This window comes from Klebsiella sp. HMSC25G12 (genome assembly GCF_001807705.1).
GTDB lineage: Bacteria > Pseudomonadota > Gammaproteobacteria > Enterobacterales > Enterobacteriaceae > Klebsiella > Klebsiella variicola.
The window spans coordinates 65,426-83,081 of sequence record NZ_KV789897.1 but is presented as its reverse complement, the minus strand read 5'-3'; the positions used below and the strand labels follow the sequence as shown (position 1 = coordinate 83,081).

The 17,656-nt window shown below is 58.0% G+C and carries 14 protein-coding genes and 1 pseudogene; 3 read left to right on the top strand and 12 right to left on the bottom strand.

The features are described 5' to 3' along the window. Positions 1 to 237 precede the first annotated feature (237 nt). Positions 238 to 411, top strand: coding sequence for a YfgG family protein (locus HMPREF3096_RS16110; protein ID WP_012967451.1), 174 nt, complete (start codon positions 238 to 240; stop codon positions 409 to 411). 99 nt (positions 412 to 510) lie between these two features. On the opposite strand, the pseudogene HMPREF3096_RS16105 reads toward HMPREF3096_RS16110, so the two are convergent. Beyond that, positions 511 to 1,420, bottom strand: a pseudogene (locus tag HMPREF3096_RS16105) (LysR family transcriptional regulator). 72 nt (positions 1,421 to 1,492) lie between these two features. Between HMPREF3096_RS16105 and HMPREF3096_RS16100 the strand changes: the two are divergent. After that, a complete protein-coding gene (locus HMPREF3096_RS16100; protein WP_032731036.1) occupies positions 1,493 to 2,782 on the top strand; it encodes an MFS transporter in 1,290 nt (429 codons plus the stop codon). Between the two features lie 69 nt (positions 2,783 to 2,851). Here the strand turns inward: HMPREF3096_RS16100 and guaA are convergent, their stop codons facing one another. Together guaA and guaB are read right to left on the bottom strand one after the other, a co-directional pair. Further along, positions 2,852 to 4,429: a glutamine-hydrolyzing GMP synthase gene (gene guaA, locus HMPREF3096_RS16095; protein ID WP_016161630.1), complete on the bottom strand. Its 1,578-nt coding sequence runs from the start codon at positions 4,427 to 4,429 to the stop codon at positions 2,852 to 2,854. 67 nt (positions 4,430 to 4,496) lie between these two features. Then, positions 4,497 to 5,963, bottom strand: a complete 1,467-nt coding sequence (guaB, locus tag HMPREF3096_RS16090) for an IMP dehydrogenase (protein ID WP_004151980.1) — start codon at positions 5,961 to 5,963, stop codon at positions 4,497 to 4,499. 158 nt (positions 5,964 to 6,121) lie between these two features. Between guaB and xseA the strand changes: the two genes are divergently transcribed. After that, positions 6,122 to 7,513, top strand: coding sequence for an exodeoxyribonuclease VII large subunit (xseA, locus tag HMPREF3096_RS16085; protein ID WP_023340611.1), 1,392 nt, complete (start codon positions 6,122 to 6,124; stop codon positions 7,511 to 7,513). Here the strand turns inward: xseA and HMPREF3096_RS16080 are convergent. From HMPREF3096_RS16080 to HMPREF3096_RS16040, 9 genes are all read right to left on the bottom strand, one after another. Further along, a complete protein-coding gene (locus tag HMPREF3096_RS16080; RefSeq protein WP_004201901.1) occupies positions 7,497 to 7,715 on the bottom strand; it encodes a zinc ribbon domain-containing protein in 219 nt (72 codons plus the stop codon). The two genes, xseA and HMPREF3096_RS16080, sit on opposite strands and share 17 nt — an antisense overlap. A gap of 49 nt (positions 7,716 to 7,764) precedes the next feature. Beyond that, positions 7,765 to 8,844 carry a Gfo/Idh/MocA family oxidoreductase gene (locus HMPREF3096_RS16075; protein WP_032730912.1) on the bottom strand — a complete coding sequence of 360 codons (1,080 nt, stop codon included), beginning with the start codon at positions 8,842 to 8,844 and terminating at the stop codon, positions 7,765 to 7,767. A 117-nt stretch (positions 8,845 to 8,961) separates the two neighbouring features. Beyond that, entirely contained in the window at positions 8,962 to 10,440 is a 1,479-nt protein-coding gene (der, locus tag HMPREF3096_RS16070; RefSeq protein ID WP_008803808.1) for a ribosome biogenesis GTPase Der, read from the bottom strand. A 113-nt stretch (positions 10,441 to 10,553) separates the two neighbouring features. Beyond that, positions 10,554 to 11,732, bottom strand: a complete 1,179-nt coding sequence (gene bamB / locus HMPREF3096_RS16065) for an outer membrane protein assembly factor BamB (protein ID WP_008803807.1) — start codon at positions 11,730 to 11,732, stop codon at positions 10,554 to 10,556. A 10-nt stretch (positions 11,733 to 11,742) separates the two neighbouring features. After that, the gene (locus HMPREF3096_RS16060; RefSeq protein WP_004201892.1) at positions 11,743 to 12,363 is read right to left on the bottom strand and encodes a YfgM family protein; all 621 of its coding nucleotides are present in this window, start codon (positions 12,361 to 12,363) and stop codon (positions 11,743 to 11,745) included. Between the two features lie 34 nt (positions 12,364 to 12,397). Beyond that, positions 12,398 to 13,672, bottom strand: coding sequence for a histidine--tRNA ligase (gene hisS, locus HMPREF3096_RS16055; protein ID WP_032730937.1), 1,275 nt, complete (start codon positions 13,670 to 13,672; stop codon positions 12,398 to 12,400). Between the two features lie 91 nt (positions 13,673 to 13,763). After that, positions 13,764 to 14,885: a flavodoxin-dependent (E)-4-hydroxy-3-methylbut-2-enyl-diphosphate synthase gene (ispG, locus tag HMPREF3096_RS16050; RefSeq protein ID WP_008803805.1), complete on the bottom strand. Its 1,122-nt coding sequence runs from the start codon at positions 14,883 to 14,885 to the stop codon at positions 13,764 to 13,766. 26 nt (positions 14,886 to 14,911) lie between these two features. After that, positions 14,912 to 15,904, bottom strand: coding sequence for a cytoskeleton protein RodZ (gene rodZ / locus HMPREF3096_RS16045; RefSeq protein WP_032730938.1), 993 nt, complete (start codon positions 15,902 to 15,904; stop codon positions 14,912 to 14,914). Between the two features lie 276 nt (positions 15,905 to 16,180). Further along, positions 16,181 to 17,347, bottom strand: a complete 1,167-nt coding sequence (locus HMPREF3096_RS16040) for a dual-specificity RNA methyltransferase RlmN (protein WP_008803802.1) — start codon at positions 17,345 to 17,347, stop codon at positions 16,181 to 16,183. Positions 17,348 to 17,656 lie beyond the last annotated feature (309 nt).

Here is a 17,656-nt window from a genome sequence, read left to right as displayed (position 1 = left end):
GATATAAATCAACAAATACTGACGCTAACATTAATAAAACTTATTTTTTTACCTTTTTATCGCTAATAAAGTGAGCATGTAAATACGATGATTATCTTATATAACATTAATTAATGTTTTCACTGCGGCACTTTTACATCTGCATCAATTGACCCCACCTCGTTCCTGTGCCTTAATACCCCCATCGCCCATCTTCGGGTATACTTCAAGGAACCTTTTGTGAGTCAGGCACCCAGTATGCGTAAACGACATCGATTTAACCGTCGCATGACCCGTATCGTACTGCTTATCAGCTTTCTCTTCTTCTTTGGACGCTTTGTCTACTCCTCCATCGGCGCCTGGTACCATCACCAGGATAAAAAAGCGTCGCAGGAGTCTTCACTCACCGTCGAGCCCTCCGCTCGCGAGTAATCCTTTGATTATAATACTGGAAGCGCCACACTCCGCAGACAGAGTCGCTCGCTGCTGATGTATTGTCTTTGATGCGGTAATTTTGCCGTCGGCGATTTATCAGCGCACGGCATGCAGCAGGCGCAGCATTTCCGCGATACCTTTTGTCACAATTTTGTCCTGACGCATGACTACCGCCAGCTGTCGATATAGCCGCGGCGCCAGCGAGTGCACGCTTAATCCGTCGCGATCCTTCTCCTGCTCCACCGCCATGCGGGGCACGATGCTGTAGCCCAGCCCTGCCCGCACCATCCGTTTAATCGCCTCGATGCTGCCCAACTGCATCACCGGCGTGACCGCCACTCCCGCCGAGCGGAACCAGCGGTCAATCAGATCCCGGGTGCCGCTGCCGGCTTCGAAGGCAATGAGCGGCAGCGCCAGCAGTTCAGCAGGGGTATAATCCGCCAGCGTCCCCGTCTCGTGACTGGCATGGATAACCACGAACTCCTCGTCAACCACTGAGGTCACCGCCAGACTGCGCCCCTGTACGGGCAAGGTAACCAACCCGAGATCGAGGCGATTTTCCTCCACCGCCCGGACGATATCCAGCGTGTTGCCGGTGGTCACCCCCACCGTCAACAGCGGATGCTGCTGACGAAGATGCTGCAGCAGCGGCGGGAGAAGATGAATGCAGGCCGTCGCGCCGGTCCCCAGCGTTACCGCCCCATTAACTTCCTGACTGAATGCGCTGACCGACTGCATTGCGCTATTCACCGCCCGATCGATCTGCTCGCTGTGGGCCAGCAGTGCCATTCCCGCCGCCGTCGCCTTGATCCCGCGGCCGGTACGCTCCAGCAAACGGGTCTGTAAAAACTGCTCCAGCTGACGCACCTGCAGGCTAACGGCAGGTTGGGAGATCCCCAGCGCGTCGGCGGCGGCAGAAAAGCTGCCGCGCTGTACGACCAGCCGGAAGGTCGCCAGGTTTCCCAGGTTCAGTGTTGTCATACAAAGTTTCTCTTATACCGCGCATAAGGTGGCCGCTCTGCCAGAACAATAGCCTGCCGGGTATGCTCAGGACAACTGCCTTAACGGAATGAAAACCATGGAAACACGCGCTATTCCCCGACGGCTCGCCTTCACCGCGGGCGGTCAGCAACTGATCAACTGGGGGATCTCTTTTTATATGCCCGGCACCTTTGCCGGGGCTATCGCCGCCGACAAAGGATGGTCCTTGCCGCAGATCTATCTCGGCCTGACGCTCGCCATGCTGATGATGGCCGCTGTTTCTCCGTTCGTTGCCAGGCTGCTGGCTCGCTTTGGCGGAAGGCTGGTGGTCACCAGCGGAACCTTACTGATAGCCGCCAGCTGCGCCATGATGGCCTGGCGCCCTTCGCTGGCCGGCTGGTACGGCGCCTGGCTGCTGACCGGCATCGGCATGCGGCTTTCGCTGTATGATGCGCTGTTCGCCACAGTGGTGAATCTGTACGGTCAGCAGGCGCGGAAAACTATCTCTCATATCACTCTCGCTGGCGGTCTGGCCTCTGCCCTCTTCTGGCCGCTGGGCGAGGCGTTATTAACCATCATGCCCTGGCAGAATGCCTTGCGGATCTATGCGCTGTTTGGCCTGCTGAGCGCATGGCTGAGTTATCAACTGCCTCGCCAGCGGCTCAGTTCACCGGCGAAATCACCAGCCTCGCAAGCGACAGCAGAGGGCGACCGGCGTAACGGAGTGCGTTACGCGATCTTTATTGCGCTGATCACCTTCATCTCCAACGGTACCTCCACCCATCTACCGGAGTTTATCAGCCACTTTGGTCTGCCGGTTGCCGTCGGTATGCTGTGGGGGTTCGGCCAGACCGGCGCCCGGCTGGGGGAAGTGCTGGCCGGTCCCCGGGTCACCCCACTCACGCTGACGCGTTTTACCGCGCTCGCCATGCCGCTCTGTTTTCTCCTTGGATTGAGCAGCACGGCTTATGCCGGATGCGCAGCCGGGTTTGTGCTGGGCTATGGCGCGATTAACGGGCTGGTGACGATTGTCAAAGCAACGCTACCGCTGGCGCTGTTTAGCGCAGAAAGCTATGCCTGCCGCACCGGTATCCTGCTAATCCCCGGGCAACTGATGGCGGCTGCCTCACCCTTTGCCTACGCATGGCTGAACCACCGGCTGGGCATTATCGGCGGAATGTGGGTGTCCACCGGGTTAACGTTGATCGTTGCCGGACTGGCGCTGGCGATGGTGCGCGGGGCGGGCACGGTACAGCCGGGTAAACTTTCCGCGCTCCGCACGGCGGCGGCAAAAAATGGGCCAGCTGAACATCTGCCGGAACCGCAAACGGGGAATTCACAGGGAAACCTCACCCTGCCAGATAACCTTCTGGGACGACGGGATTGAAGGGATGTCTAAAGTAAAAAACCCTCTGTAAAAACAGAGGGTTTCGTTTCATTCAGCTAACGACGGGGATCATTCCCACTCAATCGTTGCTGGCGGCTTACCGCTGATGTCATACACCACGCGGGAGATACCGTTCACTTCATTGATGATACGGTTAGAGACGCGGCCGAGGAAATCATACGGCAGGTGCGCCCAGTGCGCGGTCATAAAGTCGATGGTTTCCACTGCGCGCAGGGAAACGACCCAGTCGTATTTACGGCCATCGCCCATCACGCCGACGGAACGAACCGGCAGGAACACGGTAAACGCCTGACTCACTTTGTTGTACAGGTCAGCTTTGTGCAGCTCTTCGATGAAGATAGCGTCCGCACGACGCAGCAGGTCGCAGTACTCTTTCTTCACTTCGCCCAGCACGCGCACGCCGAGGCCCGGGCCCGGGAACGGGTGACGGTAGAGCATATCGTACGGCAGGCCCAGTTCCAGACCGATCTTACGCACTTCGTCTTTGAACAGCTCACGCAGCGGCTCAACCAGCCCCATCTTCATCTCTTTCGGCAGGCCGCCCACGTTGTGGTGAGATTTAATGACGTGTGCTTTACCGGTAGCGGAAGCGGCAGACTCGATAACGTCAGGGTAGATGGTACCCTGCGCCAGCCATTTGACGTCGTCCAGCTTCAGCGCTTCTTCGTCGAACACTTCCACGAAGACGCGGCCGATGATTTTACGTTTCGCTTCCGGATCGTTCTCGCCTTTCAGCGCGTCGAGGAAGCGCTGCTCGCCTTCAACGTGAACAATGTTCAGGCCAAAGTGGTCGCCAAACATGTCCATCACCTGCTGCGCTTCATTCAGACGCAGGAGACCGTTATCCACGAATACGCAGGTCAGGTTTTTGCCGATGGCGCGGTGCAGCAACATCGCGGTCACCGAAGAGTCCACGCCGCCGGAGAGGCCAAGGATCACTTTGTCATCGCCAACCTGCTGGCGGATACGCTCGACGGCGTCGTCGATGATTTTCGCCGGGGTCCACAGGGCTTCACACTGGCAGATGTCGCGCACGAAGCGCTCCAGCATACGCATCCCCTGACGGGTGTGGGTGACTTCCGGGTGGAACTGCACGCCGTAGAAGCGTTTTTCTTCATTGGCCATGATGGCGAACGGGCAGCTATCGGTGCTGGCGACGGTCACGAAGTCCGCCGGGATCGCGGTGACCTTGTCGCCGTGGCTCATCCACACGTCCAGCAACGGTTTGCCGTCCGCGGTCAGGGAGTCTTCGATACCGCGCACCAGCGCGCTGTCGTTAACCACTTCAACCTGCGCGTAGCCAAACTCACGCTCGTTAGAACCTTCCACATGGCCACCCAGCTGCATCGCCATGGTCTGCATGCCGTAGCAGACGCCAAATACCGGCACGCCGGCTTCAAACACATACTGCGGCGCGCGCGGGCTGTTCTCTTCGGTAGTACTTTCCGGGCCGCCGGAAAGAATGATGCCGCTTGGATTGAATTCGCGGATCTGTGCTTCTGTGACATCCCACGCCCACAGCTCACAGTAGACGCCCAGCTCACGCACGCGACGCGCCACCAGCTGAGTATACTGAGAGCCGAAGTCGAGAATGAGAATGCGATGTTTATGAATGTTTTCCGTCATTGACGCTAATTCCGAGGCAAGTGAAACAGAGTAAATAAATCGCCCGACGCTAGGTCGGGCGAAGAAATCAGGAGCCCAGACGGTAGTTCGGGGACTCTTTGGTGATGGTCACGTCGTGAACGTGGCTTTCCTGAATGCCCGCACCGCTGATGCGTACGAATTCAGCTTTGGTACGCAGCAGGTCAATGGTACCACAGCCGGTCAGACCCATACAGGAACGCAGACCGCCCATCTGCTGGTGAATAATCTCTTTCAGGCGACCTTTATAGGCCACGCGGCCTTCGATACCTTCCGGCACCAGTTTGTCAGCAGCGTTATCGCTCTGGAAGTAGCGGTCAGAGGAGCCTTTAGACATCGCGCCAAGAGAGCCCATGCCGCGGTAAGATTTGTAAGAACGGCCCTGGTAGAGTTCGATTTCACCCGGGGATTCTTCGGTCCCCGCCAGCATAGAGCCGACCATCACCGCGGCCGCGCCGGCAGCGATCGCTTTGGCGATATCGCCGGAGAAACGGATACCGCCGTCAGCGATAACCGGAATACCGGTCCCTTCCAGTGCTTCCACCGCGTCGGAAACGGCGGTGATCTGCGGCACGCCCACACCGGTGACGATACGGGTCGTACAGATAGAGCCCGGGCCGATACCCACTTTCACCGCGCTGCAACCGGCTTCCGCCAGCGCACGCGCGCCTGCACCGGTGGCCACGTTGCCCCCGATGATCTGCAGGTCCGGGTATTTCGCGCGGGTTTCACGAATGCGCTGCAGGACGCCTTCAGAATGACCGTGCGAGGAGTCGATCAGCAGAACGTCAACGCCCGCGGCTACCAGCGCGTCTACGCGCTCTTCGTTGCCGGCACCGGCGCCGACCGCCGCGCCTACGCGCAGACGGCCCTGCTCATCTTTACAGGCATTCGGTTTACGTTCTGCTTTCTGGAAATCTTTAACGGTGATCATGCCGCGCAGGTGGAAGCTCTCATCCACGACCAGCGCCTTCTCAACGCGTTTTTCATGCATCTTAGCGAAGACCACCTCGCGGCTTTCGCCTTCACGTACGGTAACCAGACGCTCTTTCGGGGTCATATAGACGCTGACCGGCTGGTTCAAATCGGTGACGAAACGCACGTCGCGGCCAGTGATGATACCGACCAGCTCGTTCTCTTCGGTAACCACCGGGTAGCCGGCGAAGCCGTTACGCTCGGTCAGCTCTTTCACTTCACGCAGGGTGGTGGTTGGCAGAACGGTCTGCGGGTCGGTGACCACGCCGGACTCATGTTTCTTCACGCGACGAACTTCTTCCGCCTGGCGCTCGATGGACATGTTTTTGTGAATAAAGCCGATGCCGCCTTCCTGTGCCAGGGCAATAGCCAGACGCGCTTCCGTTACGGTATCCATGGCTGCGGAGAGCATAGGAATATTCAGACGAATGGTTTTTGTCAGCTGAGTGCTGAGATCGGCAGTATTCGGCAGAACGGTAGAATGAGCGGGAACGAGGAGGACGTCGTCAAACGTCAGGGCTTCTTTAGCGATACGTAGCATGGGCAATATCTCGACCAGGGTGGATAAATATTGCCGTGGCATTATACAGAGCGTAACCGATTGCATCTACCCTTTTTTGCAAATAATACTTGCCATCCCCTCTGAGCGCGTTACTATCGACTGAATAACCTGCTGATTTAAAGTTTGATCTTGCTCACATGTTACCCTCTCAATCCCCCGCAATTTTTACCGTAAGCCGTCTCAATCAGACGGTGCGTCTGCTGCTTGAGCGCGAAATGGGCCAGGTTTGGATCAGCGGCGAGATCTCTAACTTCAGCCAGCCTTCTTCCGGCCACTGGTACTTCACCTTAAAAGACGATAACGCCCAGGTGCGCTGCGCGATGTTCCGCAACAGCAACCGCCGGGTGACGTTTCGCCCACAGCACGGGCAGCAGGTGCTGGTTCGCGCCAACATCACCCTGTATGAGCCGCGCGGCGACTACCAGATTATTGTCGAAAGCATGCAACCCGCCGGCGAAGGGTTATTACAGCAGAAGTATGAGCAGCTCAAAGCACAGTTAACGGCGGAAGGACTGTTCGAGCAAAAACATAAGCAGGCGCTCCCCTCACCCGCCCACTGCGTCGGCGTCATCACCTCGAAAACCGGTGCGGCGCTGCACGATATTCTCCATGTCCTCAGGCGCCGCGATCCCGGGCTGCCGGTGATCATCTACCCAACCGCGGTCCAGGGTGACGATGCCCCAGGGCAGATTGTGCGCGCCATCGCGCTGGCCAACGCGCGCCAGGAGTGTGACGTGCTGATTGTCGGGCGCGGCGGCGGTTCGCTGGAGGATCTGTGGAGTTTTAACGATGAGCGGGTGGCGCGGGCTATTTTCGCCAGCCAGATCCCTATCGTCAGCGCCGTCGGCCATGAAACCGACGTCACGATCGCCGATTTTGTTGCCGACCTGCGAGCACCGACTCCCTCAGCCGCCGCGGAGATCGTCAGCCGCAATCAGCAGGAGCTGCTGCGCCAGCTGCAGTCCGGACAGCAGCGTCTGGAGATGGCGATGGACTATTTCCTCGCCAGTCGCCAGCGCCGTTTTACCCAGCTGTTCCATCGCCTGCAGCAACAGCATCCGCAGCTGCGCTTGGCCCGCCAGCAGACCGCCCTGGAACGCCTGCGCCAGCGGATGCGCATCGCCGTGGAATCGCAGCTTAAGCGCGCCGAACAGCGGCAAAAGCGCACCGTTCAACGTCTGGATCACTACAACCCGCAGCCACGGATCCACCGGGCGCAATCGCGGATCCAGCAGCTGGAATACCGGCTGGCGGAAAATATGCGTGGCCGCCTCAGCGAGCGGCGTGAACGGTTTGGCAACGCGGTGACCCATCTGGAGGCGGTGAGTCCCTTAGCCACTCTGGCGCGCGGCTACAGCGTCACCTCGGTGAGCGACGGTACGGTGCTGAAACAGACAAAACAGGTCAAAACCGGCGATCTGCTCACCACCCGCCTGAAAGACGGCTGGGTCGAAAGCGAAGTGAAGCAGATCGCGCCGGTAAAAAAAACGCGAGCCAGAAAGCCTTCGCCCACTAAACCAGCGGAATAAATTCCACCCGTTTTTTCGAGATCAGGCCATGCCCATGCTGGCAAAAGTAATCCACCGCGCCGCACGCCTTGAGCACCTCCAGCGGCTGGTGGCATTCCGGGCAGCGGGCCTCGAGGGCAAATACCCTTTCGCACTGGGCGCAATGCGCGCTGCTGCCTTTGACATCTAACGGCGCGTGGCACAGAGGGCAATCAAGTTCCATAACCATTCCTTTCAATGTTTATCTGCACCTATTTTATCATGTTCCGGGTTTAATGAGGGCCGCGTAATTGCTGCTGCAACCTAAGCAGCCATTCCACTTCCTCAAGCCGACGTCGCGTCAACCCGGCCACGCTGCCGGGCGCCCGGATAAACAGATTATCCGCGCCGAGGATCTGCTCATCGAGGCAGTGCGAATAGATCGTCCCGGGGCGGGTCCAGCGCTGGATCCGCTCGCCGTCGTGCAGCGTCACCATTTCGCCCTCAGGGGAGCGGTCGAGGATGAGGATTCGCCCGTCCCGCAGCCCTATCCGCATTCCCTTTTGCCCGCCTGCGGGGCCCGCGTATTTGTTTAGCCAGATATTGAGCGGGATAGTGCCCAGGGTTCCCTGCAGATGCGCCTCCCCCTCTGCGGTGACCGTATCCCCAGGGGCGATGCCATGGCCGAGGCGGTCTTTCGCCACCCGAAGGGAAAGGCTCAGCGCCGTATCGCTTCCGCTGGCGTGCAGGGTTTCGCGGAGCATCGCCAGGACATGGGTGCCGATATCAAGGATCACCCCATCAGGGTGACGCAGCTGCCGGGTATCCAGCTCCCCGGTGGCAAAATTGAGCGCGACCGGCTCTCCGGCAGCGTTAAAGCCGCTTGGCTCCTGTAAATAGCCTTCGAGCCAGACGATATCCTGCGCTGACAGGTGCGGCGGCGGCTGGCGGCTGGCCTCCCCTTCCGCCCGCCACCGTGGGCCAGGAGCGTTCAGCGCAACGCCTCGCGCCATCCAGTGGTCAAGAGCCAGCACCCGCGCGGCCTGCTCAGGCGGTGCCAGCAGCGCCCGCAGTCGGGCGGCCTGCTCAAGGTTGGCCACGATCGGCTTTTCCACCACGATGCGGGAAATGCCGCTGGCTAACGCTCTCTCCAGCACGGGCAGATGCTGAAGTGATGAGGTGGTAATGAAGAGCGTATCCAGAGGTTCGGCCAGCAGTGCCGACAGCGAATTACAGCGCTGGATCCCCGGCAGCGCTCTGCTGCTGTCCAGATCATAGCCATGGCAGCGGTCGATGACGTTTCCCAGGCGACGCAGCGCCGGTAAATAGGCGGTTTCCACCACCGCGCCGAGGCCGATAAAACCAATCTGCATAGTAAGTCCACCTTTGAGCCGCTCTGTTCCCCGCGAAGTATCGCGGGATTATGGCGGAAGGTTTTGACATTTACCGGCATGGCGGCCACAAAAAACCCGCCGAAGCGGGTTTGATGATTATTTGCTTTTCTTGATGTGCTTGATCAAGCGCTTACGTTTACGCATCTGGTTCGGCGTCAGGGTGTTGCGCTTGTTGGCGAACGGGTTTTCCCCTTCCTTGAACTGGATCCGGATTGGCGTACCCATCACGTCCAGGGATTTACGGAAGTAGTTCATCAGGTAGCGCTTGTAGGAATCCGGCAGATCCTTCACCTGGTTACCGTGGATCACCACGATAGGCGGGTTGTAGCCCCCGGCGTGGGCATATTTCAGCTTCACGCGACGGCCACGCACCAGCGGTGGCTGATGATCTTCCGCCGCCATGTTCATGATCCGGGTCAGCATCGCGGTGCTTACGCGGCGGGTGGCGCTGTCATAGGCTTCGCGTACCGATTCAAACAGGTTGCCGACGCCGCTACCGTGCAGGGCGGAGATGAAGTGCACCCGGGCAAAGTCGATAAAGCCCAGACGATAGTCGAGGGTCTCCTTCACCTGCTCCTTCACTTCCTGACTCAGGCCATCCCACTTGTTGACAACGATCACCAGCGAACGACCGCTGTTGAGGATAAAGCCCAGCAGCGAGAGGTCCTGATCGGAGATCCCTTCGCGAGCATCGATCACCAGCAGCACGACGTTGGCGTCTTCAATCGCCTGCAGCGTTTTGATCACCGAGAACTTTTCCACGACGTCGGTGATTTTCCCGCGCTTACGTACCCCGGCGGTATCGATGAGCACATATTCACGCTCGTCACGCTGCATCGGGATGTAAATACTGTCGCGGGTGGTGCCCGGCATATCGTAAACTACCACGCGATCTTCACCGAGGATGCGGTTGGTGAGGGTTGATTTACCGACGTTAGGGCGTCCAACAATCGCCAGCTTGATCGGCAGATCCTGCGGATTGAAGTCGTCCTCCGGCTCTTCTTCCGCTTCACCATTCTGCTCGGCTTCGAATTTTGCCCAGTATTCGGCGTCTTCATCCACCTCTTCCTGCGGGCTGATCTCATCCACCCATGGCAGCAGGGCCTGCTCCAGCAGGCTGGTCACGCCGCGGCCGTGCGAAGCAGCGATAGGATAGATATCACCCAGGCCTAAGGACCAGAAGTCCGCCATCGCCTGGTCGACATCGATGCCGTCGGTTTTATTGGCCACCAGGAAGGTGGGCTTTTCACGAGAGCGCAGATGTTTAGCGATGGCGATGTCCGCCGGCATCAGGCCTGCGCGCGCATCGACCATAAACAGCACCACATCGGCCTCTTCGATAGCCAACAGCGACTGCTCCGCCATCCGGGTTTCCACGCCCTCTTCCGTACCATCAATACCACCGGTATCGATACAGATGAATTCGCGGCCTTCGACTTCGGCCCGACCGTACTTACGGTCACGAGTCAGCCCCGGGAAATCCGCAACCAGCGCATCACGAGTGCGCGTCAGGCGGTTAAAGAGCGTGGATTTTCCAACGTTAGGGCGCCCGACAAGCGCGACCACAGGTATCATGTTAAATGCCTCATACAATCACTAAGCAACATCGTCTTAACGACGTTTTTAAAAAAGTCAAAACGGCCCCTGTCTGCCAGGGGCCGTTTCTTAATCATTCACGACAGCGGTAATTAACGCGTAATCGCGTACAGCGTACCGTCTTTCGCCTGGATCAGCAGTCGACCATCTGCAACCACCGGATCGGTCAGGAAGCCGGAACTATCGACTTTCTGCTGTGCCACAAAATGGCCATCTTCCGGATTCACCCAGTGCATGTAGCCTTCGCTATCACCGACGACCAGATTGCCATTATACAACACCGGCGCGGTCAGCAAACGGTGCAGCAGATCGCTTTGCGTCCACAGGGTCACACCACCATCGGTGGTCAGTGCCAGCAGGCGATCGTTCTGGTCAACCAGGTAGATACGGTTACCATCGACGATGAAATCATTCACCGAACCCAGCTCGCGTTTCCACATAATCTGGCCGCTACGCAGGTCCAGCGCGGTCAGGTTACCGTTATAAGCCAGCGCATAAACCACACCGTTAACGATGATCGGCGTCGTGTCGACATCGTTCAGGCGGTCAATTTCCGTCGGGCCGGTGGCCGTAGAAATACGCTGCTGCCAAATCATCTGCCCCTGCTGCATCAATACTGCACTGACGCGGCCGTTGTCGCCGCCGACGATCGCCGCGCCATAAGCGGTCGCAGGCGCAGACTCGCCGCGCAGGGAGAGTGCCGGCATATCGAGGTTAACGGTCCACTTCACGGCACCATCGGTCTCATTCAACGCCTGCAGCTGGCCGTTACTGGTATGCACCAGCACCATGCCATCGCTCACCACCGGACGCGACAGCGCCTCGCCAGCAACGCGGGTTTGCCAGGCAACGGTACCATCGCTGGTATTCAGCGCATACAGCTGCGCTTTCTCACTGCCAATATAAACATGGCCGCCAGAGACGGTCACACCGCCGGAAAGCAGCGCTGGCACGCGCGAGAACCAGCCATCTTTCTCCGCCAGGTTCACAGACCACACCTCTTTGCCGTCGTCCGCGTTCAGCGCTTTGACGGTGCCTTTACGGTCAGCAGCATACACTACGCCGTCGGCGAAGGCCGGATGAAGGTTAGAGTAAAATTCGCCGATACCATCGCCAACCGAGGTGCTCCAGGACGTGGACGGCGTAAACTGGTTTTCTACCGTCGGCAGCGGTGACATTTTCACCACATCTTCTTCGCTATTAAACAGCGAACACCCGCTCAGCAAGGTAACGGAAAGCAGCCCTGGCAAAAGTAATTTACGCAATTGCATCGAGTCCCTCTCAGATGGACAAATTATTCATTTTCATACGCATCATTTCGCTGAGCGCAGGAGAAGCATCGCTTTTCACGCCAGCTTCCCACGCCGCACGGGCCCCTTGCTTATCGCCTTTGCTCAACAGAATTTCGCCGCGCAAATCGGCCACAATGGCGGTCCAGCCCTCACCTTTGATGCTGTCGAGGGTTTTCAGCGCCGCATCAGCCTGTTTCATCTGCAGCTGAACGCGGGCAAGACGCATGCTGATAACCGATTTCAGGTTATCATCAGACGCGGCCGCCAGCCCCTGCTGCAGCTGCTTTTCAGCGTTAGGCAGATCGTTCTGTTCAACAAAATGCTGTGCCAGCTCGAGAGAGGCGAAGGCGCCGTAGGTATTTTTATTGTCAGCCGCGAATTTCTCCGCCCCTGACAGTACTTCTGGCGTATTCGATTTCAGCGCGGAAGTCGCCTGTTCGTAAGCCAGAGACGCGTCTCTGGCCGTATCCTGCTGATGGGAGGTCCAGTAGCGCCAGCCAACCAGCGCGCCAATCCCTAAAATCACCCCGACCGCCAGCGCTTTGCCGTTTTCGGCAAAGAAGCGCTTCAGCGCATCGACCTGATCGTTCTCGTTGTTAAAAGTTTCCACGCAGTCCTTCTCCTGACTAATAATTCCCGGGAGATTAACCCAGAAGTGTGCGCAAATGCGCGGCAACGCTCTCCTGCGTTACGGTAGTTTGCTCACCTGAGCGTAAATCCTTCACTACCACGTTTCCGTCAGCGATCTCTGACTCACCGACCACCAGGGCGATACGGGCGCCCCACTTATCGGCGCGGGCAAACTGCTTCTTAAAGTTGCCGCCGCCGTGGTTGGTCATCAGCTTCACGCCGGGCAGCGCATCGCGAACCTGCTCAGCCAGACGCATTGCAGCAGACTGAGTATCGGCCCCGGAGGCTACCAGGTATATATCGACAACAGGATCGGCTTTAAATTCCGGATTCACTGCCTGGACCAGTAAAACAAGACGTTCCAGCCCCATAGCAAAACCCACGCCCGGGGTGGCACGACCGCCAAGCTGCTCAACCAGACCGTCGTAGCGGCCGCCGGCGCAGACAGTGCCCTGGGAACCGAGGCTGGTGGTTACCCACTCGAACACGGTACGGTTATAGTAGTCGAGGCCGCGTACCAGACGCTGGTTGACGGTGTAGCGGATCCCGGCATCGTCGAGCAGCGCGCACAGGCCGGCAAAGTGGGTTTTCGACTCTTCGTCGAGGTAGTCGCCGAGCGCCGGCGCGTCGTTCAGCAGCGCCTGCACGTCCGGGTTCTTGGAGTCCAGCACCCGCAGCGGGTTGGTGTACATCCGGCGTTTGCTGTCTTCATCCAGTTTATCGGTAAACTGCTCCAGGTAAGCTACCAGCGCGTCGCGGTAGTTGGCACGCGCTTCCAGCGAACCGATGGAGTTCAGCTCAAGGCTGACGTGATCGGAGATGCCCAGCTCACGCCACCAGCGCGCGGTCAGCATAATCAGCTCGGCATCGATGTCCGGGCCCTGCAGGCCAAACACTTCGGCGCCAATCTGATGGAACTGGCGGTAGCGACCTTTCTGCGGACGCTCGTGGCGGAACATTGGCCCGACGTACCACAGACGCTGTTCTTGATTGTACAGCAGACCATGTTCGATGCCGGCACGTACGCAGCCCGCCGTCCCTTCCGGACGCAGCGTCAGGCTGTCGCCGTTGCGGTCCTCAAAGGTGTACATCTCTTTTTCAACCACGTCGGTCACTTCGCCGATCGCGCGTTTGAATAACGGGGTCTGCTCTACAATCGGCAAACGGATTTCGCTGTAACCGTAGCTACCGAGCACCTGCTTCAGTGAGCCTTCAATGCGCTGCCAGAGAGCGGTTTCGCCCGGCAGATAATCGTTCATGCCACGGATGGCTTGAATGTTCTTTGCCACGTTTATTCTCTTTATATATACAAAAATGAACCCCGGCGCCTTGCGCCCGCAGGTTCAATCATACACGGGAAGCGTATCGCTTCCCAACACGTTATTTTGCTTCAAGCTGTTGAACGTCAATACGACGGGCTTCATCGAGCATCGAGGCTTTGGCACGAATACGCGCTTCCAGCTGGTCGATCATGTCGTCGTTGTCCAGTCGATCTTTACGCACGCCGTCTTCATACAGACCGCTTTTCTTGTTGCCGCCGGTCACGCCGAGGGTGGAGACCAGCGCTTCGCCCGGACCATTCACCACGCAGCCGATGATCGAAACATCCATCGGGGTGATGATATCTTCCAGACGCTGCTCCAGGGCGTTGACCGTACCGATAACGTCAAACTCCTGACGCGAGCAGGTTGGACAGGCAATGAAGTTAATGCCGCGAGCACGAATGCGCAGGGACTTGAGGATATCGAAGCCGACCTTGATCTCTTCCACCGGATCCGCCGCCAGCGAGACGCGCAGCGTATCGCCGATCCCCTCGGATAACAGCAGGCCCAGGCCGATCGCGGACTTCACCGCGCCGCTGCGTGCCCCACCCGCTTCGGTGATCCCGAGATGCAGCGGCTGATCGATCTGTTTCGCCAGCAGGCGATAAGACTCTACCGCCAGGAAGACGTCGGAGGCTTTAACGCTGACTTTAAACTGATCGAAGTTGAGGCGATCGAGATGATCGACGTGGCGCATAGCAGATTCGAGCAGCGCCTGCGGCGTCGGCTCGCCATATTTTTCCTGCAGATCTTTTTCCAGCGAGCCGGCGTTGACGCCGATGCGGATAGGAATGTTTTTATCGCGTGCGCAGTCCACAACCGTGCGAATGCGCTCTTCGTTGCCGATGTTGCCCGGGTTGATACGCAGGCAGTCAACACCGTATTCGGCGACTTTCAGCGCGATACGGTAGTCAAAATGGATATCGGCGACCAGCGGGACGTTGACCTGCTGTTTGATCAGTTTGAACGCTTCGGCGGCATCCATCGTCGGAACAGAGACGCGGACGATGTCCGCGCCGACGCGCTCTAACGCTTTGATTTGGCTTACCGTCGCGGCCACATCGGTGGTGCGCGTATTGGTCATTGACTGGACGGCGATGGGGGCCCCATCGCCAATTGGCACATTACCAACGTAAATACGTTTAGATTTTCTACGTTGAATCGGAGCCTGGTTATGCATGAAAAATCTCCCGCGTTACCCGTCTGTTACTGCGCCGGTGATTGTTCGGCATTGAGGGTCAGACGCGCAACCTGGTTAGTTCTGATAAAACGACTCAAATCGACTGGCTTGCCGAGGAACTGGATCTGTACCGCTGCCGGGGCGCCAATTTTCAGTTTATACGGCGCCTGACCGCTCAGGTTCAGATTGCCGCCTTTACGCTGCAGGCCGCTGAACAGTTTTTTACCGGTGGCATCGCTCACTTCCAGCCAGCAGTCGGCGGAAAAGTTCATCACCAGATCCTGTGCCGACGCCGCTGGGGTCGTGACGTTCGCCTGATCGGTCGGTAACGGCGAGGCCGGCGTTGCCGGGGTCGTCGGGGCCGTTCCGGCGGTATCGACATTAGCCTGAGAAGGTGCCACGACCGCGTTATTGTCCGCTGGCGTCTGAGCCGGGGCGCTGGTGGTCGGTGCGCTGGCGGTATCGGTTGGCGCGCTGTTCGCGGCGCTATCGGTGCCTGAGTCTACCGGCGCGCTGGTATCCAGCGGCACGTTCTGGCTGTTGGCGTCACCGCCGTTCAGCTCAGCGGAAGACTGATCGGCCATGGTCGAGATCTCTTCCTGCTGCGCCTTATGGTCTTGCCACCACCAGGCACCGCTCAGGCCGATAACCACAAACAGCACCAGCCAGGTAAAGCTCATCAGCCAGCCATCGCGCTTTTTGCGACGCTTGCCTAAAGAGAAGCTCTGCATTGGCGCGACCTTTGCCGCACGGATAGGTGCTTGCTTGGCCATCATCGGCAGCAGTTCTTCTTCAGGGATATGTACGAGGCGAGCGTAGGAGCGGATGTAACCGCGCAGGAAGGTGGAGGCGAGGTCGGCAGGTGCCTTATCGTCTTCAATATCACGAACCGTGGACACCTTCAGGCATAAGCGTTCGGCCACCGCTTGCTGGCTAAGTCCGAGTTGTTCGCGGGCGTGACGCAAACGCGCGCCCGTGGTGTTTGCTTCTTGATGATCTTGAGTGGCTTCAGTATTCATTCGCTACAACTACTGGTACGTGAAATTTAAAGTTCAGCGCGGGAAAACGCCGGCGCCGCGAGACATCTGTGGTACGTCAGCCTCACAGTATAGGACTGTCAGGCGCGCGATCACAGAGACGAATCAAAATTGAATGCTAAGCGGTTGTTGTGCCGCTACATACTGCCTCAAAGTCGACAAAAACGCACCGTAATTATTAACTGAATCAGCGTATTTCGCCTGGTTATTGGTCATAAATATGACCCGCGCCGCCTGTGCTGCACGGGTCATCATTTGTCAGACCGCTTTTACGTCAATCGCTTCACCCTGCATCCGCTTACGCAGCGTGCGCTTGGTACGGTCAATAACATCGCCCGCCAACTGGCCGCAGGCGGCATCAATATCGTCACCGCGGGTTTTACGCACGATGGTCGTAAATCCATACTCCATCAGGACCTTGGAGAAACGGTCGATGCGGCTGTTGGAGCTACGGCCGTAAGGCGCCCCCGGGAAGGGGTTCCATGGGATCAGGTTGATCTTGCACGGGGTGTCTTTCAGCAGCGCCGCCAGCTCGTGGGCATGCTCGGTACCGTCGTTGACGTGATCCAGCATGACGTACTCGATGGTCACCCGGCCCTGGTTGGCGTTGGACTTCGAAATATAACCACGCACCGAGTTGAGGAAGGTCTCGATGTTGTATTTTTTGTTGATCGGGACGATTTCGTCACGAATGGTGTCGTTCGGCGCGTGCAGGGAAATCGCCAGCGCAACGTCGATCATATCGCCGAGCTTATCCAGCGCCGGCACCACGCCTGACGTCGACAGGGTGACGCGACGTTTGGAGAGACCAAAACCGAAGTCATCCAGCATGATTTCCATCGCCGGGACGACGTTGTTAAGGTTCAGCAGCGGCTCACCCATGCCCATCATTACCACGTTGGTGATCGGACGCACGCCGGTGGTCTTCACCGCGCCGACGATTTTCGCCGCGCGCCAGACCTGGCCGATAATTTCGGACACCCGCAGGTTGCGGTTAAAGCCCTGCTGGGCGGTGGAGCAGAATTTACATTCCAGCGCGCAGCCTACCTGTGAAGAGACGCACAGGGTGGCGCGGTCTTCTTCCGGGATATAGACGGTCTCGACGCGCTGATCGCCAACGGCGATCGCCCATTTGATGGTGCCGTCGGTTGAGCGTTGCTCTTCCACCACTTCCGGGGCACGGATCTCAGCGACTTCTTTCAGTTTGCCGCGCAGGACTTTGTTGATGTCGGTCATTTCATCAAAGTCGTCGCAGCAGTAGTGATACATCCATTTCATCACCTGATCGGCGCGGAAAGGCTTCTCGCCCATGTTTTTAAAAAACTCGCGCATCTGCTGACGGTTTAAATCCAGCAGGTTGATTTTGGCATCTTTGTTCGGCACCGTCAGAGCGGCGGTATCAGGCGTGACAATTTGTTCAGACATAATGTTTTCCGGCCTCGTTATTACACGTTATGGCCCCAGGTGGGTTGAAAAAGAAACGCCCCGGAGAGCGACTGCTCGTCCAGGGGCGCTATATTCTACAAATTCTGGCGCATCATTGCCACGTTTGCACAAAGCAATGATAAAAAATCTGTAACTGACTGCTCAATCCTCTAAGGCTTTTCGATTGTCGCAAGGCGGCAAGCAAGTGGCAAATTCGTCGGGAACGAATTTGACCAGCCGTAGGCTGGCCTCCAGTGAGAGGCAGGAGCCTCTCATTAATCCCCGGGAGCATAGATAACTATGTGACCG

Excerpts from the sequence above, each read along its gene's own strand:
- rodZ (WP_032730938.1), bottom strand. The coding sequence starts at position 15,904 with ATGAATACTGAAGCCACTCAAGATCATCAAGAAGCAAACACCACGGGC.
- HMPREF3096_RS16080 (WP_004201901.1), bottom strand. The coding sequence starts at position 7,715 with ATGGAACTTGATTGCCCTCTGTGCCACGCGCCGTTAGATGTCAAAGGC.
- HMPREF3096_RS16100 (WP_032731036.1), top strand. The coding sequence starts at position 1,493 with ATGGAAACACGCGCTATTCCCCGACGGCTCGCCTTCACCGCGGGCGGT.
- der (WP_008803808.1), bottom strand. The coding sequence starts at position 10,440 with ATGATACCTGTGGTCGCGCTTGTCGGGCGCCCTAACGTTGGAAAATCC.
- HMPREF3096_RS16110 (WP_012967451.1), top strand. The coding sequence starts at position 238 with ATGCGTAAACGACATCGATTTAACCGTCGCATGACCCGTATCGTACTG.
- xseA (WP_023340611.1), top strand. The coding sequence starts at position 6,122 with ATGTTACCCTCTCAATCCCCCGCAATTTTTACCGTAAGCCGTCTCAAT.
- guaA (WP_016161630.1), bottom strand. The coding sequence starts at position 4,429 with ATGACGGAAAACATTCATAAACATCGCATTCTCATTCTCGACTTCGGC.
- guaB (WP_004151980.1), bottom strand. The coding sequence starts at position 5,963 with ATGCTACGTATCGCTAAAGAAGCCCTGACGTTTGACGACGTCCTCCTC.
- ispG (WP_008803805.1), bottom strand. The coding sequence starts at position 14,885 with ATGCATAACCAGGCTCCGATTCAACGTAGAAAATCTAAACGTATTTAC.
- bamB (WP_008803807.1), bottom strand. The coding sequence starts at position 11,732 with ATGCAATTGCGTAAATTACTTTTGCCAGGGCTGCTTTCCGTTACCTTG.
- HMPREF3096_RS16040 (WP_008803802.1), bottom strand. The coding sequence starts at position 17,347 with ATGTCTGAACAAATTGTCACGCCTGATACCGCCGCTCTGACGGTGCCG.
- HMPREF3096_RS16075 (WP_032730912.1), bottom strand. The coding sequence starts at position 8,844 with ATGCAGATTGGTTTTATCGGCCTCGGCGCGGTGGTGGAAACCGCCTAT.